This window comes from Hymenobacter fodinae (assembly GCF_004745825.1).
Lineage (GTDB): Bacteria > Bacteroidota > Bacteroidia > Cytophagales > Hymenobacteraceae > Hymenobacter > Hymenobacter fodinae.
Genome location: NZ_SRLA01000002.1, coordinates 789,027 through 806,786, shown reverse-complemented (window position 1 = coordinate 806,786; position 17,760 = coordinate 789,027). Strand labels below are relative to the sequence as shown.

Below are 17,760 nucleotides of genomic sequence, written 5' to 3'. Positions count from 1 at the left end.
TCCGGCAGGGCTTTTCAATGGGTAGAGTACCCGGCTTATGCGTTTTTGGGGTCGGGCTCAATGAAGGCTTGCTCCTCCATTTCAGTAGGTACTACCACAATGCCTTGCTGCAGCTTGGAGTTACGCTTACCGTAGATGAAGTACACAATAAAGCCCAGCAGCATCCAGCCTAGGGCTACTTTCAAGGTGAACTCATCAAGGGCGGCAATCATGCCTAGGCATACTACAATGCCCATAATTGGCACGAAGGGGAAAGAGGGAGACGACAGCGGCGCCCGGAACGGACGAGGCTGAGCGGGATCTGACTTGCGCATGATCCAAACACCCGCTGATACCAGAACGAATGCCAGCAAGGTACCGAACGAGGTCAGGTCGCCGGCCAAAGAGCCTGGCACAAGCGCAGCAAAAGCTCCCACAAATATCAGCAGAGCGAGATTTGACTTATAAGGCGTGCGGAACTTGGGGTGCAGCTCAGAGAAGGCTTTTGGCATCAGGCCATCTTTCGCCATGGAGAAGAATACGCGGCTCTGGCCCATCAGCATCACAAGGATTACCGAGGAGAAACCGAGCAGAATAGCCATGGTTACGGCCGTACCCAACCACTCGTAGCCGGGCATGTGCGCTTTAATAGCGTACGTTACCGAGGCCTCGCCGCCCTTAGCAGGGTCGGCAAATTCGCGCCAGTTAGCAACGCCTGTCAGCACATGACCGAACAGGATATACAGCACCGTACACACTGCCAGTGAGCCCAAAATACCAATGGGCATGTCGCGCTTAGGGTTTTTGGCTTCCTGCGCGGCCGTGCTCACAGCATCAAATCCAATGAAAGCAAAGAACACGATGGCCGCGCCACCAAGAATACCGCCCCACCCGTGCTTGTTCCATCCGGTGTACTCGCGCACAATGGTACCGGCAGCGTTTTTCACTGGCTCAGCATTTTCCGGAATCAGGTAAGGCTCATGGTTTGAAGGGTTAATGAACTGCCAGCCTACAGCAATGAAAACCAGCACAATAGCCACTTTCAAAAACACCACAATGGCGTTGAACATGGCCGACTCTTGGGTGCCCTTGATGAGCAGCAAAGAAAGTGCTACAATGATGAGCAGAGCGGGCAGGTTAATGATGCCGCTGTGCATAACCCCATCAACGGCAGCACTTTCAAAAGGCGAATGGCTCAACTCGTAGGATATGGGCGGAAGATGGAACGCCTCTAGGAGCTTGTTGAGGTATTCGCTCCAGGCAATACTTACCGTAGCGGCCCCCAGGGCATATTCCATAATCAGGGCCCAGCCAATTACCCAGGCCACAAACTCGCCCATGGTGGTATAGGCGTAGGTGTAAGCTGAGCCGGCAATCGGAATCATGGCGGCAAACTCGGCGTAGCACAGGCCAGCGAAAGCGCAGCCAATGGCGGCCACGATGAAAGCCAGCGTAACACCCGGACCTGAGGCCTGTGCCGCGGCCGCCGCCGTGCGCACAAACAGACCAGCTCCAATAATAGCCCCGACGCCCAGCGCCACGAGGTTACCCGCGCCCAAGGTGCGCTTTAGCGAGCCTTCCCCGGAGGAGTTGGCTTCGCCTAGCAGCTGGGAAAGCGGTTTTTTGGCGAAAATACTTGCCATATAGGTTGTGAGAGAGGAAAGAAAAAGGTGAGTGAGGTGAAGATTTTACAATAAAAGCCGTCTGCAATCGGCAACGTGGCCCGAATATAGGCCTTTCTGTTGATTGCTGACGTTAGTAGGCCAGTTGGCGACAGGTTTTACCGTCGCAGATTAAACCCTACCGAAGTGTAGCGCTCTAACCCGCCGTAACTCTTCCACACAGACTCCACAATTATGAAAAAGATGCTTGTTCTCTTGGCCGCCGCAGTACTTGTTGCTGGATCGGCCTCTGCGCAAACCGCTCCGGCCAACGACCAGCTTGTACGTCAAGGCCCAAAGGGCCAGGGCCGGTTGAGTATCACGCCCGAGCAACGGGCCGAGCTGCAGAGCCAGCGCCTGACCAAGCAGCTAGGCCTCTCTGCCGATCAAACCACGCAGGTGCGGAGTATTGCTTTGGCGGAGGCACAGGAAATGCAGGCAATGCGCGGCAACGCTGGCGCTGGGGCTGACCGTCAGGCGGCTATGCAATCCATGAAAGCTACTCGCGACAAGTATGACGCCCAGCTCAAGGCCGTCTTCACCCCCGATCAGCTCACCAAGTACAACCAACTCCGCGACGAGCAAATGGAGCGCCGGCAGGAGGGCATGAAGAAAGGTAAGCTAAAGACGAAGTCGAATTCATAGCTCACTCCGTCTTGCGCACAAGCAAAAGCTCTGGCCTGCGGCCAGAGCTTTTTTTATGGTCTTTACCTGGCCTAGCCACCACGGTTTTCATGAAAATGCGCTAGTTCTTCCTGAATCATTCCTACTCTCCGGCAGTTTTAGTAGCTTCATCATACTCAATAGCTTACCTTCTCTCCTATCGTACATTATGAGCTCCACCAGTAGCATAGCACGTGCGGCTGCGTATATTTGAAAACGTGCGCCCCGCCAGGGCCTGCTCCCACGGTGGCGCATTCACCACATCCTACACCCATGAGTCCTCTGCCCAGTAGTACCACGTCGGTACAAATTCAGCAGTTCTACGACAAAGGCCTGGCCCACGCGAGCTACGCCGTTCGTTGCGGCCGCCAAGTGGTCATCATCGACCCCGCCCGTGACCCCCAACCTTACTACGACTTCGCCGACGAGCACGAGGCGAAGATCATTGGGGTGATTGAAACCCACCCCCACGCCGACTTTGTGAGCAGCCACCTGGAAATTGCCCAGGAAACCGGCGCCACTATCTACGTCAGCAAGCTGGTAAAAGCCAGCTACCCCCACCAGCCCTTCGATGAGGGCGACCGTATTTCGCTGGGGGCCGTGGAGCTCCACGCCCTTAATACCCCCGGCCACTCGCCCGACTCCATCAGCATTGTGCTCATGGACGAGCTAGGCCAGACCCGCGCCGTATTTACCGGCGATACCCTGTTTGTGGGCGATGTGGGCCGTCCTGACCTGCGCGAGGGCGACAACGTAGGAGGCCACAGCCGCGAAGGGTTGGCAGCACAGCTCTACCAGAGTACCCGTCAGAAGCTCATGACTTTGCCGGCTACCACGCGCGTGTATCCTGCCCATGGCCCCGGCTCGCTCTGCGGCAAAACCACCAGCCCCGACCTCGACAGCACCATCGGCAAAGAGCTGAAGACCAACTACGCTTTACAGCCCATGTCTGAGGAGGACTTTGTGAAGGTGTTGCTCGAAGACCAGCCCTTCGTGCCCAAGTACTTCGGCCACGATGTATTGTTGAACAAGCAGGGCGCGCAGCCTTTCGAGGACAGCATTCGGGCGGTACCCCGCTTGTATAGTGAAAATGAACTGGAGCCCGGCGTACTCGTCATTGATACGCGCTCGGCCGCGCAATTCCGGGCTGGTCACCTACCCGGCGCCATCAACCTGATGGATGGGGGCAAGTTTGAAACCTGGCTGGGCTCAATCGTGGGCCCCAACGAACCGTTTTACCTATTGGCCGACTCGCAGATAGGCCTAGATACGGTTATTCGCAAAACTGCCAAGATTGGCTACGAAGGCAATGTGCGCGGTGCCCTGCTCACTCCTCAGCAACTGCCCGTAACCAGCCCCGAGACCAATATAGAGCACGTGCGGGAGCGGCCCGAGGACTTCACCATCGTGGATATCCGTAACCGTACCGAGGCCAAGCAGCCCATCTTCGAAAACGCCCTGCTGATTCCGCTGCCTGAGCTGCGGGAACGCGCCATTGAGGTACCCACCGATAAGCCCGTACTGGTGCATTGCGCCGGTGGCTACCGCTCGGCGGCCGGTGCCAGCATTTTGCAGTCGGCACTGCCTGGCGCTGAGGTGTTTGATCTAGGAGAAGCTATTTCTACGTTTCAGCCGCAGGTAGTTCACTAGCCCATTCCTGCATAGGTTTACCAAGAAAACGCGGAGGTTCGCGGAGGTAGTTCTCTGCGGGCCTCCGCGTTTCTGCTGTACCCTCTGCGGGAACCCTTACGCAGCGCGTTATCTTTGCACACTATGCGCGTACTACACACCGCCGACTGGCATTTGGGCCAACGCTTCATCAGTGGCCACGAACGCACCGAGGAGCACCGCCACTTTCTGGAGTGGCTGGTACAAACGGTGCGCGAACAGCGCGTGGAAGTGCTGGTTATCGCCGGCGACATCTTCGACACTGGCTCGCCTTCCAATCAGGCGCTGGAGCTGTATTACTCTTTCTTGCTGAATATGCGCGGCACCGGCTGCCGCGATATTGTGGTGGTGGGCGGCAACCACGACTCCCCCGCCACCCTCAACGCCCCCGCCCGCCTACTGCGCCATTTACGGGTGCACGTGGTAGGCTGCGTGCCCGATTGTTTTGAAGATCAGGTGCTGGTACTGGATGATGCTGACGGCAAGCCGGGCCTGGTGGTCTGTGCCGTGCCTTTCCTGCGCGACCGGGATGTGCGCCTCTCCGTGCCCGGCGAAACTGCCGAAGAGCGCGAGGCCCGCATCAAACAAGGCATTGCCGACCACTACGCCCGTCTTGCTGCTGCCGAGCAGGTGTGGCAACTAAAAGAACTTGGCCTCCCCGTGCTGGCTACCGGCCACCTCTATGCCGCCGGCGCCGCCCCTTCCGACTCCGAGCGCACCATTCACGTGGGCAACCTGGGCCAGATTACCGCCGACCATTTCCCCGAGGTATTCGATTACGTGGCGCTAGGCCACTTGCACCGCCCCCAGCGCGTGGGTGGCCGCGAGCATATCCGTTACTCGGGCTCCCCTATTCCGCTGTCGTTCTCCGAAATTGGCCACCCTAAGGAGGTGCTGCTACTGGAGTTCGTGACGGGCAAGCTGCACACCCTCGAAACGCTGGAAGTACCCGGCACGCGTCGTCTGATTCGCTTCCACGGTACTCTGGAGGAAGTAGTGACTGGCCTACAGGCCTACGACAACTCGGGCTTCCTGCTGCCCGCCTGGGCCGACGTGCAAATTCACTCCGAGCTAACCCAGCTAGAAGTAGCCGATGCCTTACTGAAGGTGATCCAGGAGTTGGACCGTAAGAAAGTAGAGGTGCTGGCCCGCCGTCATTTCCGCCTCGTGAAGCTTCGTGCCCTAGGCGAGGAAGAAATCGAAGAACCTCTCACCCGTAGCCTCCACGACTTCACCGAGCGTGAAGTATTTGAGCAGCGCCTGGAAACCGAACCCGAGGAAGGCCGAGCCGAGCTGCTGCGCACGTTTGATGAGCTGCTGGAAAGCCTCTAGGCCAGTATCTAGCATAGAACTGCAGCACATCAGCCTGACGTAAGAAGAACTCTCTCTATCACGCGTGCTGGGGTACTTCTTACGTCAGGCTGATGTGCTGCAGTTCTATTGTTAATAAGAATTTCCTGTAGTCATTTCAGTATAAAAGCTAACCATTCCGCCGCACGGCATACACTAGCTCATCATAGTACTCACCGTTTTTGAAGAACGTTTTCTCGAAGCTGGCTTCTAGTACAAAGCCGGCTTTTTGTAGCACCCGTTGTGAAGCCAGGTTTGTACCGAACGGGCGCGCGAAAATGCGGTTGATATCAAAGGTTTGGAAGCCGTAGGCCACTAGTTGCTTCACAGCCTCCGTGATGATGCCCCTCCCCCAGAATGGCTCCCCCAGCCAGTAGCCCATTTCGGCATTCTTACGCTCGATATTAGTACGCGGATGAATCCCAATGCCGCCTACAGCTTGTCCCTCAACCTCAATGGCGAAGATGTGCAAGGGGTCCTCCTGACTTGCCATGGCAATAAAATCACGGCCAGTTTCCTCGGTGTACGGATGCGGAAATTGGTCGTTCATGAAGCCGGCAATAGCTGGGTTATTGGCGTACTGAACCAAGCTAGACAGGTCGTTGGGCGACCAAGCACGGAGTTTGACTGGCATATGCTTCACCGAGGTTATTTGCCCTTTACATAGAACGGGATATTAGCCGTTGCCACGTTATCGTGCCCATCGTAGGCGTAGATGAACAAGCGGTACGCGCCCTCTTTCGTGGGGGCTTTCAACGTGGTTTGAGCTTTAGCTCCGGCCGGAATCAGGCCCGGAATGGCGGCAGGCCTACTTTCCCGGTCGCCACCCGATTTAAGGTCGGTGCTTTCTGGCAGCAGTTCCCAGCGGTAGGTCAGGGCATCCTTGTCGGGGTCAGTAACGGAGACGACGGCGGGCACGCTCTGTCCGGGCAAGAGGTACACGTTGTCGGTGGCCTTCTTACCGTTCAGCAGGAACGAGGCCAGGTGTGGGACGCGGTTCGTAGGCCACTTGCCGCTCCAGAGGTATTGCATCACGTCCACTACTTCGGACTCCTTGCCATCTTCCGTGAACAGGCCATACCACGTGGGGGTGCGCTCCTGCTTCTGGCCCCACAGAAACACATAAGTCCCCAAGCATTGCGTTTTGTCTTTGGCCACGGAGGCCTCGTAGCGACTTTTATACACGGCGGCTTTCTGGCTGCTAGTTTCCTCCACTGAGGCTTTCCAGGGCGTAACCGGGCTTTCCCAGTGGCCGGTGGGGCCCCATTCGGCTACCACGTAGGGGCCAGACCAGCCGGTGTTGCGTACCTGCTGCGGAATTTCAGCTAGGCCAGCGTAGGTATTGATGCTGAGGATGTCCACGGCCGGGCACTTGGCCTTGATGTAATCAACCTCCTTCTGGTTGAGCCCAGCCAGCACGGTGCTGGTGGGGTGGTTGGGATCTACCTCATGAATCATCTGGGCAATCTGCTGCACGGCATCCCACACCTTGGGGTTGGTATACTCTAAGTTTAGCTCGTTGCCAATGCCCCAGAACAGCAGAGCGGGGTCATCTTTGTATTTCATTACGTCGGCACGCAGGCGCTGCAGCTGGTCGGCTACAGCCTTGGGGTCGTTGTAATCGAAACCGTGCCGCTCCCGGGCTACATCGAGGCCCATCATCACGGTGAGGCCGTTTTTATTGGCTTCTGCCAACGTTTTCTCGCCCCCGTGGGTGCTCCAGGTGCGAATAGAGTTACCCCCGTAAGCTTTCACGCGCTCCGGAAACTGCCCGCCCCCGGCTCCCTTAATAAAGTACGGCTGCCCACCCCGCAGCAGTTCATAACGACCATCGGCCTTCTTAACCTCTACTTTAATGGGTTTGGTGGCTTGGGCGAAGGCTCCGAGGGACAACGAGAGCAGAGAAAGACTAAGCAGGAATTTCATAGGACAGCAGGGGTTAGGAAGGCAGAGTCAGGCTTGAATCTAGCACGAGTTTATTGAAACTCGTATTCCTAGGCCTCCCCTACCCCCCGCTACCTCATCCGTAAGAACCCAGACCTAACCTGGTTTAAAGCATCAGTAAAGAGACGATACGCTATTGCGGCTAGCCCTCTACTGCTGAGGCTTAAGCCTGCTGTTTAGGTTAACCCTGCGGGTGAAATGTGCGTTATAGGCCTACACCATTTCCCCTGTCAATCATGAGCATATTCGGTTCTGACCGCAAACCAAGCGGTACAATGGGTGGCCTGCTTGCAGGCCTTTTTGGAGGTAATTCTGCCAGAAACTCCTCTGTTCCTTCTGATACTGTCAGCCGGGGCGGTGGCTTCAACCGCAAGCTGATGGGTGGCGCGCTCCTAGCTGCTGGTGCTGCCTACCTGTATAATCGCAACAAGAGCAAAAACGCAATAACTCCTACGTTCGGCGCAAACCGTTAAGCGGCATTTTACCGCAAAGAAGCCCCCGCTATACCTTATTCAAGGCGTGGCGGGGGCTTCTTTGTGTCCTAACAATTTCCCTAGGCCAGGTAGGCAAATGAGTTTTACGTATCTGATGTCTATTCCCTGATTACCTGCAGCTTCTTGAACTGTGTAGTAATTTCAGATCAGGATACCGAGAAGAACCGGCAAAGCGGGCTCTCCAAACTGCTACAGGGGCTCGTCGTTGCTAGTGTTGCTGGCGCCGGGGTCAGCCTCCCCGGCTGGGTCAGACTGCGAGGTAGCCGAGGGGTCGGTGGGTGCCTCAGTGGTTTCGCTTTCCGAATCAGGGGTAGCCTCCGGTTCAGCAGGCGTAGCGGGTGCGGCCGCTGGCGGGGTGGCGGGTGGTGGCAGATTAGTGCCCGCGTCGGCATCGGTGCGCTGGGTATCGGTGGTGCCCTTCGCGGGTAAGGTGTTAGGGCCCGGAGTGGGCTGCGGCGAGGTGGGGTTAGGTTCCATAGGAGTAGCTGTAAGAGTTGAAAGCTGGGCATGTCGTCAGACAACCATAACTCAACTGTGTATACGCTACAGCTCAACTGTTGGCCACTACTACTATACCCAATTTAGTGGTCGTAGCTAACCACCCGCGTAACTTTCCACTGTCCATCCCTGAGGCGCCACACCATCATATTCTTGAAAGTGCCGCAGTCGTCTTTGCCATTCTCAACGTGACAGAAACGATGCTGATAAGTCTCTACGGCACCATAATCCTTGATTGGAAATACCTCCAAGGTGCCGGGCACAAGCTGGCGGTTTAGGCCAGTGGTTTTATTCTGCTCAAACAAATTGCGGAATCCTTGCATGGTCTGCTCGAAGTTGGCTAGGCCACCCTTGTCGTGGTAGAACTCCAAGTCATAGGCGAAGAACGTTTGCAACTGCGCCAGGTCGTGCCGGTTGAAAGCCACAAACATGGCACTGTCGAGGCGGGCAATGGTCCGGTACAGCGCCGGAGATACGGGCGCCGGAGCGGCGGGTACTTGAACAGCTGCGGGCCGAGTGGTGGTACAAGCTGTAACCGCCATCAGCCAGAAGAATGCCATCAGAGTTAAGCCAATACGAAAGGGCACAGGCATGGCAGAGGGAGTAGCCGGTGAGAGAAGATAACGCAACGTGCGCAACTCTTCCCAAGATAGCAGAAGACCTAATAAGCTTAGGCGGTAACGCCTTTTTACCTCAGTAGCGTGACGCAAGCGTGACGCAAAGCGCCTAGGCCTCTGCCTACAATATCTACCACTTTCTGCCTCGCTCCCAAGTCTCTTTTACAGTGGCTATCGGCAACCACGCGGCCTGCAGTAGCCAAACCAGTTGGCTTTGGTACTCGTGGGCTTCCTACCCCACTTGGCGCAAAAACGGCTCGCCAAAGGTTGGCGAGCCGCTACGGCAAGCTAAGTTGCTTGCGTTAGTATTTTCTGTGTTAGATGCGATGCTATTAACTGCCCGAGCCGATCTGGTTGGCCTTCCGGTCGCGCTCAGCGGCTTTCAACTGGTGCTTTTTGGCCGACAGCCGCTCCTGCTCACTCTTGGCCCGAAGTTTTGCTTCTTTCGTGACGCGTTCTTGCTCCGCAATTTCGCTTCGTAGCGTTTCTATCTGCTGCGAATCATAGCTAGCCATTGAGCCAGAAGTGGTGCCCGAACCTGAGCCTGAGCCCGATTGAAAAATAGAGCAGCTCATAACGGCGGGAGTTAGCAGCAGTAGGCTACCAGAAATCAAATGCTTAAATGCTTTCATCACAATATCAACTAGGTACCAGTGGGTGTACCCGGTTCGGGGCCTGTGGGTTACTGACCAGCTTTGCCACTACGGACGCATGGAGCGCTCTGCTGAGGCTCGATGGCCTTGGCAAACGGGCGGGAATGTATTGCGGACCTGGTAAGTTAACTTTGTAGTGGCCTAGGCAGCCGTGCCCGTTTGTAGGGTGGCACGTGCGCCGGCAACTTACCGCTCTGTATGAAGATCCTGCGCGTCCGCTTTTATAATCTGAACTCCCTGCGCGGGGAGCACGAAGTCAATTTTGGCCAGGCCCCCCTCGCCGATTCGGGCTTGTTTGCCATTACTGGGGCTACGGGAGCCGGCAAAACCACCATCCTCGACGCTATTACGTTGGCTCTCTACGGCCAGATGCCTCGCCACGAAGCCGGCGGGCCCGAGCAAGCCATGAGCCACGGCACGGGCGAAAGCTGGGCTGAGGTAGAGTTTGAGGTAAACGGACGCCGCTACCGCTCGAAGTGGGGCCAGTACCGGGCCCGCAAAAAGCCCGATGGCAAGCTCCAGCCGCCCACCATGGAGCTCAGCGAGCAACCCGAGGGCGAGGCGCCGTCGGACAAGTGGCCTATTCTGGAGGACTACAAATCGAAGGTACCTCCCCGCGTAGCCGAGCTGAGTGGCCTAGAGTACAAGCAGTTTCTGCGCTCAGTGCTGCTAGCTCAGGGCGAGTTCACGCGCTTTTTGAAGTCTACGGCGGGTGAGCGGGCGCAGCTGCTGGAAAAGATTACTGACACCAAAAAGTACTCTGACATCTCCAAAGCCGCCTTTGAGCGCGCCAAGCACGAAACCCAGCAGGTAGAAACCCTCCGGGCAGGGTTGGCGGGCGTAGTACTACTCTCGCCCGAGGAAGTTTCCTTTCTGGAAGGAGAAATACAGGCTTTGGAACAGCAGCTGCAAACCGCAACCGGCACGCAAAAGCGCCTGCTGGATGCCCAAAGCTGGCTCCGGCGCTTGCACGAACTGCAAAGTCAGCAGCAACGCAGCCAACTGCGCCTGCAGCAGCTCACGGCCCAAGCCGATACGCTGGCCCCCCTTCGTCAGCGCATGAGTCTGCACACACAAGCCGCCCCTTTCGCCACCGATTGGGCCCTGCTGCGGCAAGCTGATGAGCAAATAAGGAAGCTTGTGCAGGAAACTGCCCAGTTGCGGGAGCGGCTGCCGCAGTTGCAGCAGCGCCGGGACGAGGCCGCCCTGGCCCGCACTGCCGCGCAAACTGCCCACAACCAAGCCGAAGCGGCCCGCCAGGAACTGGAGCCGAAGCTACTAGAAGCCGAAAAGCTGGATTTTCAAATGCAGGAGGCTCACAAGCACCTCCTACTGAGCCGGCAGGAATACGACGAGAAAAACGAGAAGTGCAAGAGCCTCAAGCTCAGCGCCGAGCATGCAGCGGGCCAGGCCCGGGAGCTGCGTGAGCAAGTTCGGGAGCTGAGCAAGTGGCTGGAGCTAAACGCCAACATCAGTGAGTTAAAAGAGTCTCTGCCCGAGCTTTCGGCTAATTTTCAGCATTGGGAGCACCTCAAGGGCGAGCTAGGCCAGTTGCGGCAGCGCCTGCACGAGGCTACCCAACGGCAGCAGCAAGCCGCCACCGAAACTATTCGGTATCAGCAGGTGGCCGCGCAGGCCCAACAACAGCTCGCGGAGCTTACAGCCCACTACCAAACGGCTACGGCTACCCGCAACACGTGGCTATACCGGCTGCGCCACCACGTGAGTGGCCTACAGCGGGAGCAGGAAAAGCAACAGCAGCACTGGGACGACCTGCGCCGCAGCCTGCAGATGCAGCAGCTCATCCTCAACCACACCGATACGCGCCACTTGCTTGAAGCAGGGCAGCCCTGCCCCGTGTGCGGTGCCACCGAACACCCCTACATGGCGGGTGTACTGGGCGTGAGCGAAGATACCTTACAGCACGACCGGCAGCGCGAAGACGAACTTGGCCAACACGTGCGGGCTTTAGGTGCTCGCTACAACCGCCTGAACACCTACGTGACCATGCTGGAGCAAACGGGTCCGGAGCCGGAAGCCGCGCCAACGGACACCATTCAGCTACTGCCCGAAACAGCCGAAACAGCCGCGGCCGAGGAGATTCGGGCATTGGTACAGCAACTCCGGGAACTGCGCGACCAGCGCACCACGGCGGAGCACCAGCTGGCCCAGGCTAACAGCCAGCAAGAAGGGGCCGCCCGCCAGCAACAGGCCTACGCGCAAGATGTAACCCAACTAACCCAGGCCCTGGCCGATGCGGAAGACCGGGTGCCGGACGCGCGCATCATGATTCAGAGCCAGCTCCAGAACTTCGGGATGGTGTTTACGGAGGAAAATGGGCGCGCGCTCATGGACCAAGCCCGCCAACGCATTGCGGAGTTTGAGCAGAAGCACCAGCTCCGGACGCGGGCTGAACTTGAGCTGCGCGGCATCAGCGTAGAGGCTACCAAGGCCGAAGAGGAAAAGCTGCTGCTGCAGGAGTGGCTGCGGGCCAACAAGCAGGGGTTGCTGGAGCAGCACCAAGCCATTCAGGCCCAGCAGCAGCAACGCCAGCAACTCTTTGCGGGCCCTGATGTAGCCCAGGCTCGTCAGCAGCTCAACGATGCCCTACGCCAAGCCGACAGCCGTCTAAAGCTCGCCGAGCAGCACTTACAGCAGCACGACACTGGTCTAGCCACTGCCACTTCTCAGCTACGCCAGCGTGAGCAGGACACCGAGCAGCAGCAGCACCTACGCGAGCAGCAACATGCCACACTTATGGCAGCGCTTACGGCGGCAGGCTTGGCTCCCGACCCCGCCGCCCTCACCGCCCTGCTCCTCCCCGACTCTGAAGTGCGCCGCTTGGCTGAGCAGCTCCGGCAGCACGAGCACGATGTGGCCCTGGCCCAGCAAACGCTCACGGAGCTAGCCCAGCAACTGCAGCACGAGCAGGCCCGCTCCCTCACTGAAGAGCCCGCCGAGTCGGTAGAGCAGCAGCTCCGCAATACTACTCAGCTGATGGCTAGTCTCAACCAGCAGCTAGGCCAGCGCCAGCAGCGCCTGCTTGACCATCGGGCGGGCCTGGAGCGTCACGCCTCACTCGCCGCTCAGCTTGCCACCCAGCAGCAGGAGGCCCGGCGGTGGCGGCAGCTAACCGAGCTGATCGGCTCAGCAGACGGTAAAAAATTCAGTGAGTTTGCCCAGGGACTCACTCTGGCTCGCCTCGTTGATCTGGCCAACCGCCATCTGCTACGCCTCACCGACCGCTACCGCATCATGCGCAACCCCGAGGAACACCTCGACTTGCTCATTCTAGATGAATACCAGGCCGGCAGCACCCGATCCATGAATTCGTTGTCGGGTGGGGAGAGCTTCCTCGTGAGTTTGGCGTTGGCGCTAGGCCTATCGGAGCTGGCCGGCCGCAAAACCCAAATCGACACGCTCTTCATTGATGAAGGTTTTGGTACCCTCGACCCCGACACCCTTGACATTGCCCTCTCGGCACTGGAGATGCTGCAGGGCAGTGGTAAAACCATTGGCATCATCTCGCACGTGGAGGCATTGAAAGAGCGCGTCACCACCCAAATCAACGTGCGCAAAGGCACGGGTGGCACCAGCACGTTGCAAATTGTGGGGTTTGGCGAGGCACTTTAAATATTGAGTTCGAGTCAGCCGCGAATAGCCCTAAGTCCCATTCGGTTGGTCTGGCCCCTACCCGGCTACCACTTGGTCTAGTGCCATGGGTAGCCGGGCGTAGCGGCCTTGATTAAGAGTTTGTAGCCTCACCAGCGGCCCGAATTTCAGCCCAAGTCCAGTAGCGACGGGGTTGAATTCTTGCGTACCTCTCACGGAAGAACGCGACAACCTCTTGTTCCAGCGTTTCCGGTTCTATTGATGACGAATAAATTGGGCGTTGGTCGGGGTCGGCGTAGCGCTGGACTTTAGTCAGGCGCTTTCCGTCGAGGCGCAGCAAGGGGCCAGTATCCGTAACCCCATCAAACGTCCACTGGTGTGGGCTCTGCTCCTGGCCGTTGAGGCAAGCGGCTAGGCCACTCAGTGGTAAGCGAGGCAGCGTCGAACGGCTTTCTAGGTCAATCCAAGTGGTGTATTTGTACTCAAATTCGTACCAATTTTCATCGTACAGGCTCAGTACCATGTCAAAGCCCCCCGACGATCCGAACAACGCATAGTACGGCAGCGGAACTGGGGTACATACTACCAGCAGCCCTATTTCGGGGTAGGCGCGGGTAGTTGTAACGGTACTTTGCATGTGAGCCACTGCCTGCTGCACCCGCTTCACCTCGGGCTCCCACGCGGCCCGGCCGACCTCAGGGTTTTCTAGAATTTCCTGAAAGCGGGGCAAAAACCACTCAAACTTCTCCGCTGAGGCCTCGTCTTCGCGGCGCCGCCGAGCCGGCGCGCCAAACGGTTCGTAGAAACGAGCCTTTTCCTCGGCATTCAGCCAGCACACCAGCTTCAGGGCGTGGTCGGCCAGGGGGTCGTACCAGTCTAATTCTCGAAAGTCGCCGAGTGTGGCAGTAAGGCGCAATAAGTGCTCATGGCGCAAAGCCAGCTCGGGGTGCAGCAGGCTCCATACTCCCACAAACCCATCCACATCAAAGTGGTTGGCGGTTACGGCCGGCGCATCTAACCCTCCAGTAGCCGGCGCCCGTAACGCCCGCAACACCGAGCCCGCGCTGGTATCGTCGCGCAAGGCTTCGGGCGTAGCAGCCCCACGCCAGTGGGCCAGCGTGAGGGCGGCTCCTAGGCCAGTGCTATCCACTACAATAGTAGGTTGCTGGCGCAGTTGCGAGAATGGTACAAACGTTTTCACGGGCGGAGAAGAGAAGCTAGAGATAGAACACACTGAAACCCAAAAGTACAGTTGCGCCCTTTTCTTCTCCTGCAAAGCTTGCACTTGGCCACCAACCCTTGGCTGACATCCTACTGGCTGTGCAGCTGCCCTAACTACTAGCGTGTCCGGCTGAATACCTGTTTGGACGAGGAATTGTTTGCCGCCCGCGGGTTTTGTTTCAGGTACTCTTTGGCCTCTTGGTACAGCGAGGAACTACGCTCGGCTTTATCAAGCACCACCTGATAATAGCGGCGGGCAGCAATGGCATTGTTCTCGTCTGCAGCCATCTTCGCCAGGTTGCGGTTAGCGTAGAGGTAATATCCACCTTGGGTGAGTTCAGTCAACTCCGAGAATACGATACAACGCTGGTAATACTCCTTGGCCTTTGCCTTGTTTTTGTACTTAGTCTGCTGAATCCAGCCCATATAGTAGGTGGCATAGCGGCCACTGAGCTCTTCATAGCTGGGGTACCCCTGGTTGAGCTTATCAAGAATATCCAAGCTTACTTTCTCGCAGTCCCGAAATCTTCCCTGCTCAAAGGAAAGTAAGGCGTATTCGCGCGCAAAGGGCCCGTTATCAGGGTAGCGCGACACTAGGTCTTTTGCTACGGCTAGGGCCGCTTCTTGCTGATTCTCCCGATCACTGCCTAGAATGCGCAGCAGAAAATACTTGGCTTCTGTGCTGGTGTAAAAAGCATTATCAGACACATTGCGCAACTGCTGAATCCCTAGCTGGCGGTTGCCTTTGGGAAAAAACAGCAGGATAGGCCGCAAAAACGGGTGCTCTAGCGAAATCCAGGAAGCATAGTAGTTAAACAGAGCTTGCCCAAACAGAAATTCCGAACTAAGGCCATTGGCTTCCTTGCTCAACTCCAGGTAATCGAGAGCCCGCTTGCTATTAATGGTTGCTTTGCGCAGCTCGTGCCGCTCGGCTTGCAATCGGGCACTAAAACTGTAGGCCGCCGCCAGAAAAAAGCATGCTTCGTAGTTCTTGTTATCGGCTTGATAGAGCTTTTCGCCCTTAGCAATAGCCGAGTCCATGTAGGTGTAGAAAACCTTATCGTATTGTTTGTTGAGCGTGTTGCTAGGCAAAATCTTCCACCAAGTACTTAGGCCCAGCAGAAAGTCAGGCATTGGGTGGTGCGGATAGCGCCGACCTAGCGAGCGAAACTGCTTCTCCGCTTTGTCGTGCTTGGCATTGTAAAGGTTCTGCACGGCTCCATCTAGCTCAATCTGAATGTCCTGATTCGTGAGCAACCAACCTGAGGTAAAAGCTTCTGGTGCGATATCAACATTCTCCAGTTCTACCTTCTGTAGGGTGGTCGTGTCAATGACTTGAGCTACTATGGGCTGAGTCATCAAAAGCACGAATCCAAAAAGTATAACTTTTTTAATGAGTAAAGATATCTGCATACGCTCTAATCACATTAAAACCCAACAAAGTGCAGTACGACTTTAAATCATACAACGAATCTACTAAATAACAGACAGTCAGTAATTTCTTTGCCTCGCTTTTTACTATTAAAACATGATAAGCCTATCTAAAACAGCTGATTATAAAGCTTATACAATCTTGTCATTACCCTTGTAGCATTATTACTAAAGTATAACGGAGGAAAGTTTGGATCTTTAAGCCCCCTCACTTATCATATTAACGCGTTGCCCCCATCAGGATGTAAACTGAATAACCACTTATCTAGGAATTATTATCTCCTTCTGCGGTTGGAGATGTGTTCAACACGGGAGCGCCTTACCCAGTGAAGATACTTTTGTAATTCCTCGGCGTTCTGTAGGGCTTCCACCGTTGAGTAACGCCGTGCCAACTCTCGGTTGGTTAAGAGCAGATGCACTGTACTATGGCAGGGTTGACACAGGTCGATGGTTGGCCCATGCCGACCACCTTCCTCGCGCGGTACCAAGTGATGGCGCGACACATGCCGGACGTGGCGCAGACATAATTCACAAATTTTTTCAGAAGCCTCTGCTACCGTGGTATATGGCGGAGCTAACCGTCGGCGTGTCATAGGGGGAGTACGTGGTTTTGTAATGAATTAACGTGTACGCTACCAATTGATTCTTGGCGTAATCCTATCTTCAAAATAAATTGTATATAATTTCGCTGCCGCTTATTGATTGTATTTATATTTGGTTGCGGGCCAACTATATGGCAAACGAAAATACCGGTAGTATTCCTTGAATACTCTCGTTTTCCGTTTCACTTACGCTATATAGATGCTCGACTCCTATCATTGATTTTTCACACTTTTTACCATACTCTATGCGCATTTCTACTCCTGCAACATTTCAACGCGTTCTTCGGGTAGCAGGCTTGCTACTTGCCCTGATCGTATTCGCACCTACTACTTCCCAGGCCCAGACCTGGCTGGTATCTACAGATGCCTACGTTAAGCTGGGGGTACTGGATAAGTTCGGCCAGCTCGGAGCCTACACAGCCAAATTCGTAGTCATCAACCAGGCTTCCGGTAAGGAATACACCCTGGTACGACAAATAGCCGCGGGTGAAAAGGGAGTTGACGTAATCTTCCCTTCGGAAGCCTCAGAGGCAGAGTATTTCAAGACGGAGAAAGGAGAGGCCGCTACCGCCAAGCCCGGACAGTACACGTGGGAATGTCAGGTGAAAGGAAAAAAAGTGGTTGGTGGTCGATTTAATTTTTCTGAAGTCGCGAATGATGTTACCTTGGTGGGGAAAAATTAACCCTCCCCACCCTTCACTCACTATTTTTTGCGAGAGCCCGGCGTTGCAGCGCCGGGCTTTCTTGCGTTTTAGGGTGGCCTAGCCACTCCTCTTGCTACATTAGGCCACTCCACCATCTTAGCGCTGCTAGTTGCGTACAAGTAGAGTGTTGCTTCCTAGCACTTATGCCACTTGTACGTTCTAGCCCATTCTCTCATGGCCAAGAAATCATTTTCCGAACTCATTAACAGCCCTGGTATGCCTGTGCTCGTTGATTTCTACGCCGACTGGTGTGGCCCCTGCAAAACGATGGCTCCTATTCTGGAGCAAGTAGCAGCCCAGCACCAAGGCAAGCTTAAAGTCATCAAGGTAGATGTAGATAAGAACCAGGCTGCGGCCCAGCAGTTTCGAGTGCAAAGCATTCCCACCCTGATTCTCTTTCATAAAGGACAGCCCGTGTGGCGCCAGGCAGGGGTAGTGCCCGCGCATCAACTGAGCCAAGTGCTACAGGGAGTTATGAGTTAAGCTCTCTACCCTGGCCTACTCGTTCTCAGGCGGAGCCAAATTCGTGAAGACTCGCATTGTCGGGCTCTTTATGAATTTGGCTCCATTTGTCCTATATAGCTAACCTGTGGCGGCCAGCCGCATCTGCACACTCTTGCATTACAATATTTTACCTTTTATTCCCTCTTTACTACGCAGGTA

Annotated in this window: 14 protein-coding genes; 6 read left to right on the top strand and 8 right to left on the bottom strand. The window is 56.0% G+C overall.

All coding sequences use genetic code 11. The annotated features are described in order from the left end of the window. Window positions 1-35: 35 nt before the first annotated feature. The gene (locus EU556_RS10685) at window positions 36-1,622 is read right to left on the bottom strand and encodes an amino acid permease (protein ID WP_135433970.1); all 1,587 of its coding nucleotides are present in this window, start codon (window positions 1,620-1,622) and stop codon (window positions 36-38) included. A 222-nt stretch (window positions 1,623-1,844) separates the two neighbouring features. On the opposite strand from EU556_RS10685, the gene EU556_RS10680 reads away from it, so the two are divergent. From EU556_RS10680 to sbcD, 3 genes are all read left to right on the top strand, one after another. Further along, window positions 1,845-2,285 carry a hypothetical protein gene (locus EU556_RS10680; RefSeq protein WP_135433968.1) on the top strand — a complete coding sequence of 147 codons (441 nt, stop codon included), beginning with the start codon at window positions 1,845-1,847 and terminating at the stop codon, window positions 2,283-2,285. A 291-nt stretch (window positions 2,286-2,576) separates the two neighbouring features. Then, window positions 2,577-3,953 (top strand): MBL fold metallo-hydrolase, encoded by a 1,377-nt coding sequence (locus EU556_RS10675; protein WP_135433966.1) that lies wholly within the window; start codon window positions 2,577-2,579, stop codon window positions 3,951-3,953. 123 nt (window positions 3,954-4,076) lie between these two features. Then, entirely contained in the window at window positions 4,077-5,303 is a 1,227-nt protein-coding gene (sbcD, locus tag EU556_RS10670; RefSeq protein ID WP_135433964.1) for an exonuclease subunit SbcD, read from the top strand. A 148-nt stretch (window positions 5,304-5,451) separates the two neighbouring features. Here sbcD and EU556_RS10665 read toward each other — a convergent pair whose 3' ends face one another. The 5 genes from EU556_RS10665 to EU556_RS10645 all read right to left on the bottom strand — a co-directional run bounded on the left by EU556_RS10665 (window position 5,452) and on the right by EU556_RS10645 (window position 9,449). Further along, a complete protein-coding gene (locus tag EU556_RS10665) occupies window positions 5,452-5,955 on the bottom strand; it encodes a GNAT family N-acetyltransferase (RefSeq protein ID WP_135433962.1) in 504 nt (167 codons plus the stop codon). A 14-nt stretch (window positions 5,956-5,969) separates the two neighbouring features. After that, window positions 5,970-7,247 carry a glycoside hydrolase family 2 TIM barrel-domain containing protein gene (locus tag EU556_RS10660; protein WP_135433960.1) on the bottom strand — a complete coding sequence of 426 codons (1,278 nt, stop codon included), beginning with the start codon at window positions 7,245-7,247 and terminating at the stop codon, window positions 5,970-5,972. A 701-nt stretch (window positions 7,248-7,948) separates the two neighbouring features. Then, the gene (locus tag EU556_RS10655) at window positions 7,949-8,236 is read right to left on the bottom strand and encodes a hypothetical protein (protein ID WP_135433959.1); all 288 of its coding nucleotides are present in this window, start codon (window positions 8,234-8,236) and stop codon (window positions 7,949-7,951) included. 104 nt (window positions 8,237-8,340) lie between these two features. Further along, window positions 8,341-8,850 (bottom strand): nuclear transport factor 2 family protein, encoded by a 510-nt coding sequence (locus tag EU556_RS10650; RefSeq protein ID WP_135433957.1) that lies wholly within the window; start codon window positions 8,848-8,850, stop codon window positions 8,341-8,343. A 356-nt stretch (window positions 8,851-9,206) separates the two neighbouring features. After that, window positions 9,207-9,449 carry a hypothetical protein gene (locus tag EU556_RS10645; RefSeq protein ID WP_135433955.1) on the bottom strand — a complete coding sequence of 81 codons (243 nt, stop codon included), beginning with the start codon at window positions 9,447-9,449 and terminating at the stop codon, window positions 9,207-9,209. Between the two features lie 276 nt (window positions 9,450-9,725). Between EU556_RS10645 and EU556_RS10640 the strand changes: the two genes are divergently transcribed. Further along, window positions 9,726-13,160, top strand: coding sequence for an AAA family ATPase (locus tag EU556_RS10640; RefSeq protein WP_135433953.1), 3,435 nt, complete (start codon window positions 9,726-9,728; stop codon window positions 13,158-13,160). A 112-nt stretch (window positions 13,161-13,272) separates the two neighbouring features. Here the strand turns inward: EU556_RS10640 and EU556_RS10635 are convergent, their stop codons facing one another. Beyond that, window positions 13,273-14,340, bottom strand: a complete 1,068-nt coding sequence (locus tag EU556_RS10635; RefSeq protein WP_135433952.1) for a DUF6687 family protein — start codon at window positions 14,338-14,340, stop codon at window positions 13,273-13,275. 137 nt (window positions 14,341-14,477) lie between these two features. Next, the gene (locus tag EU556_RS10630; protein WP_245327566.1) at window positions 14,478-15,719 is read right to left on the bottom strand and encodes a tetratricopeptide repeat protein; all 1,242 of its coding nucleotides are present in this window, start codon (window positions 15,717-15,719) and stop codon (window positions 14,478-14,480) included. A 919-nt stretch (window positions 15,720-16,638) separates the two neighbouring features. Here EU556_RS10630 and EU556_RS10620 point away from each other — a divergent pair. Together EU556_RS10620 and trxA are read left to right on the top strand one after the other, a co-directional pair. Next, a complete protein-coding gene (locus tag EU556_RS10620; protein WP_135433946.1) occupies window positions 16,639-17,076 on the top strand; it encodes a hypothetical protein in 438 nt (145 codons plus the stop codon). 195 nt (window positions 17,077-17,271) lie between these two features. After that, window positions 17,272-17,580 carry a thioredoxin gene (gene trxA, locus EU556_RS10615; protein ID WP_135433944.1) on the top strand — a complete coding sequence of 103 codons (309 nt, stop codon included), beginning with the start codon at window positions 17,272-17,274 and terminating at the stop codon, window positions 17,578-17,580. Window positions 17,581-17,760: the final 180 nt, after the last annotated feature.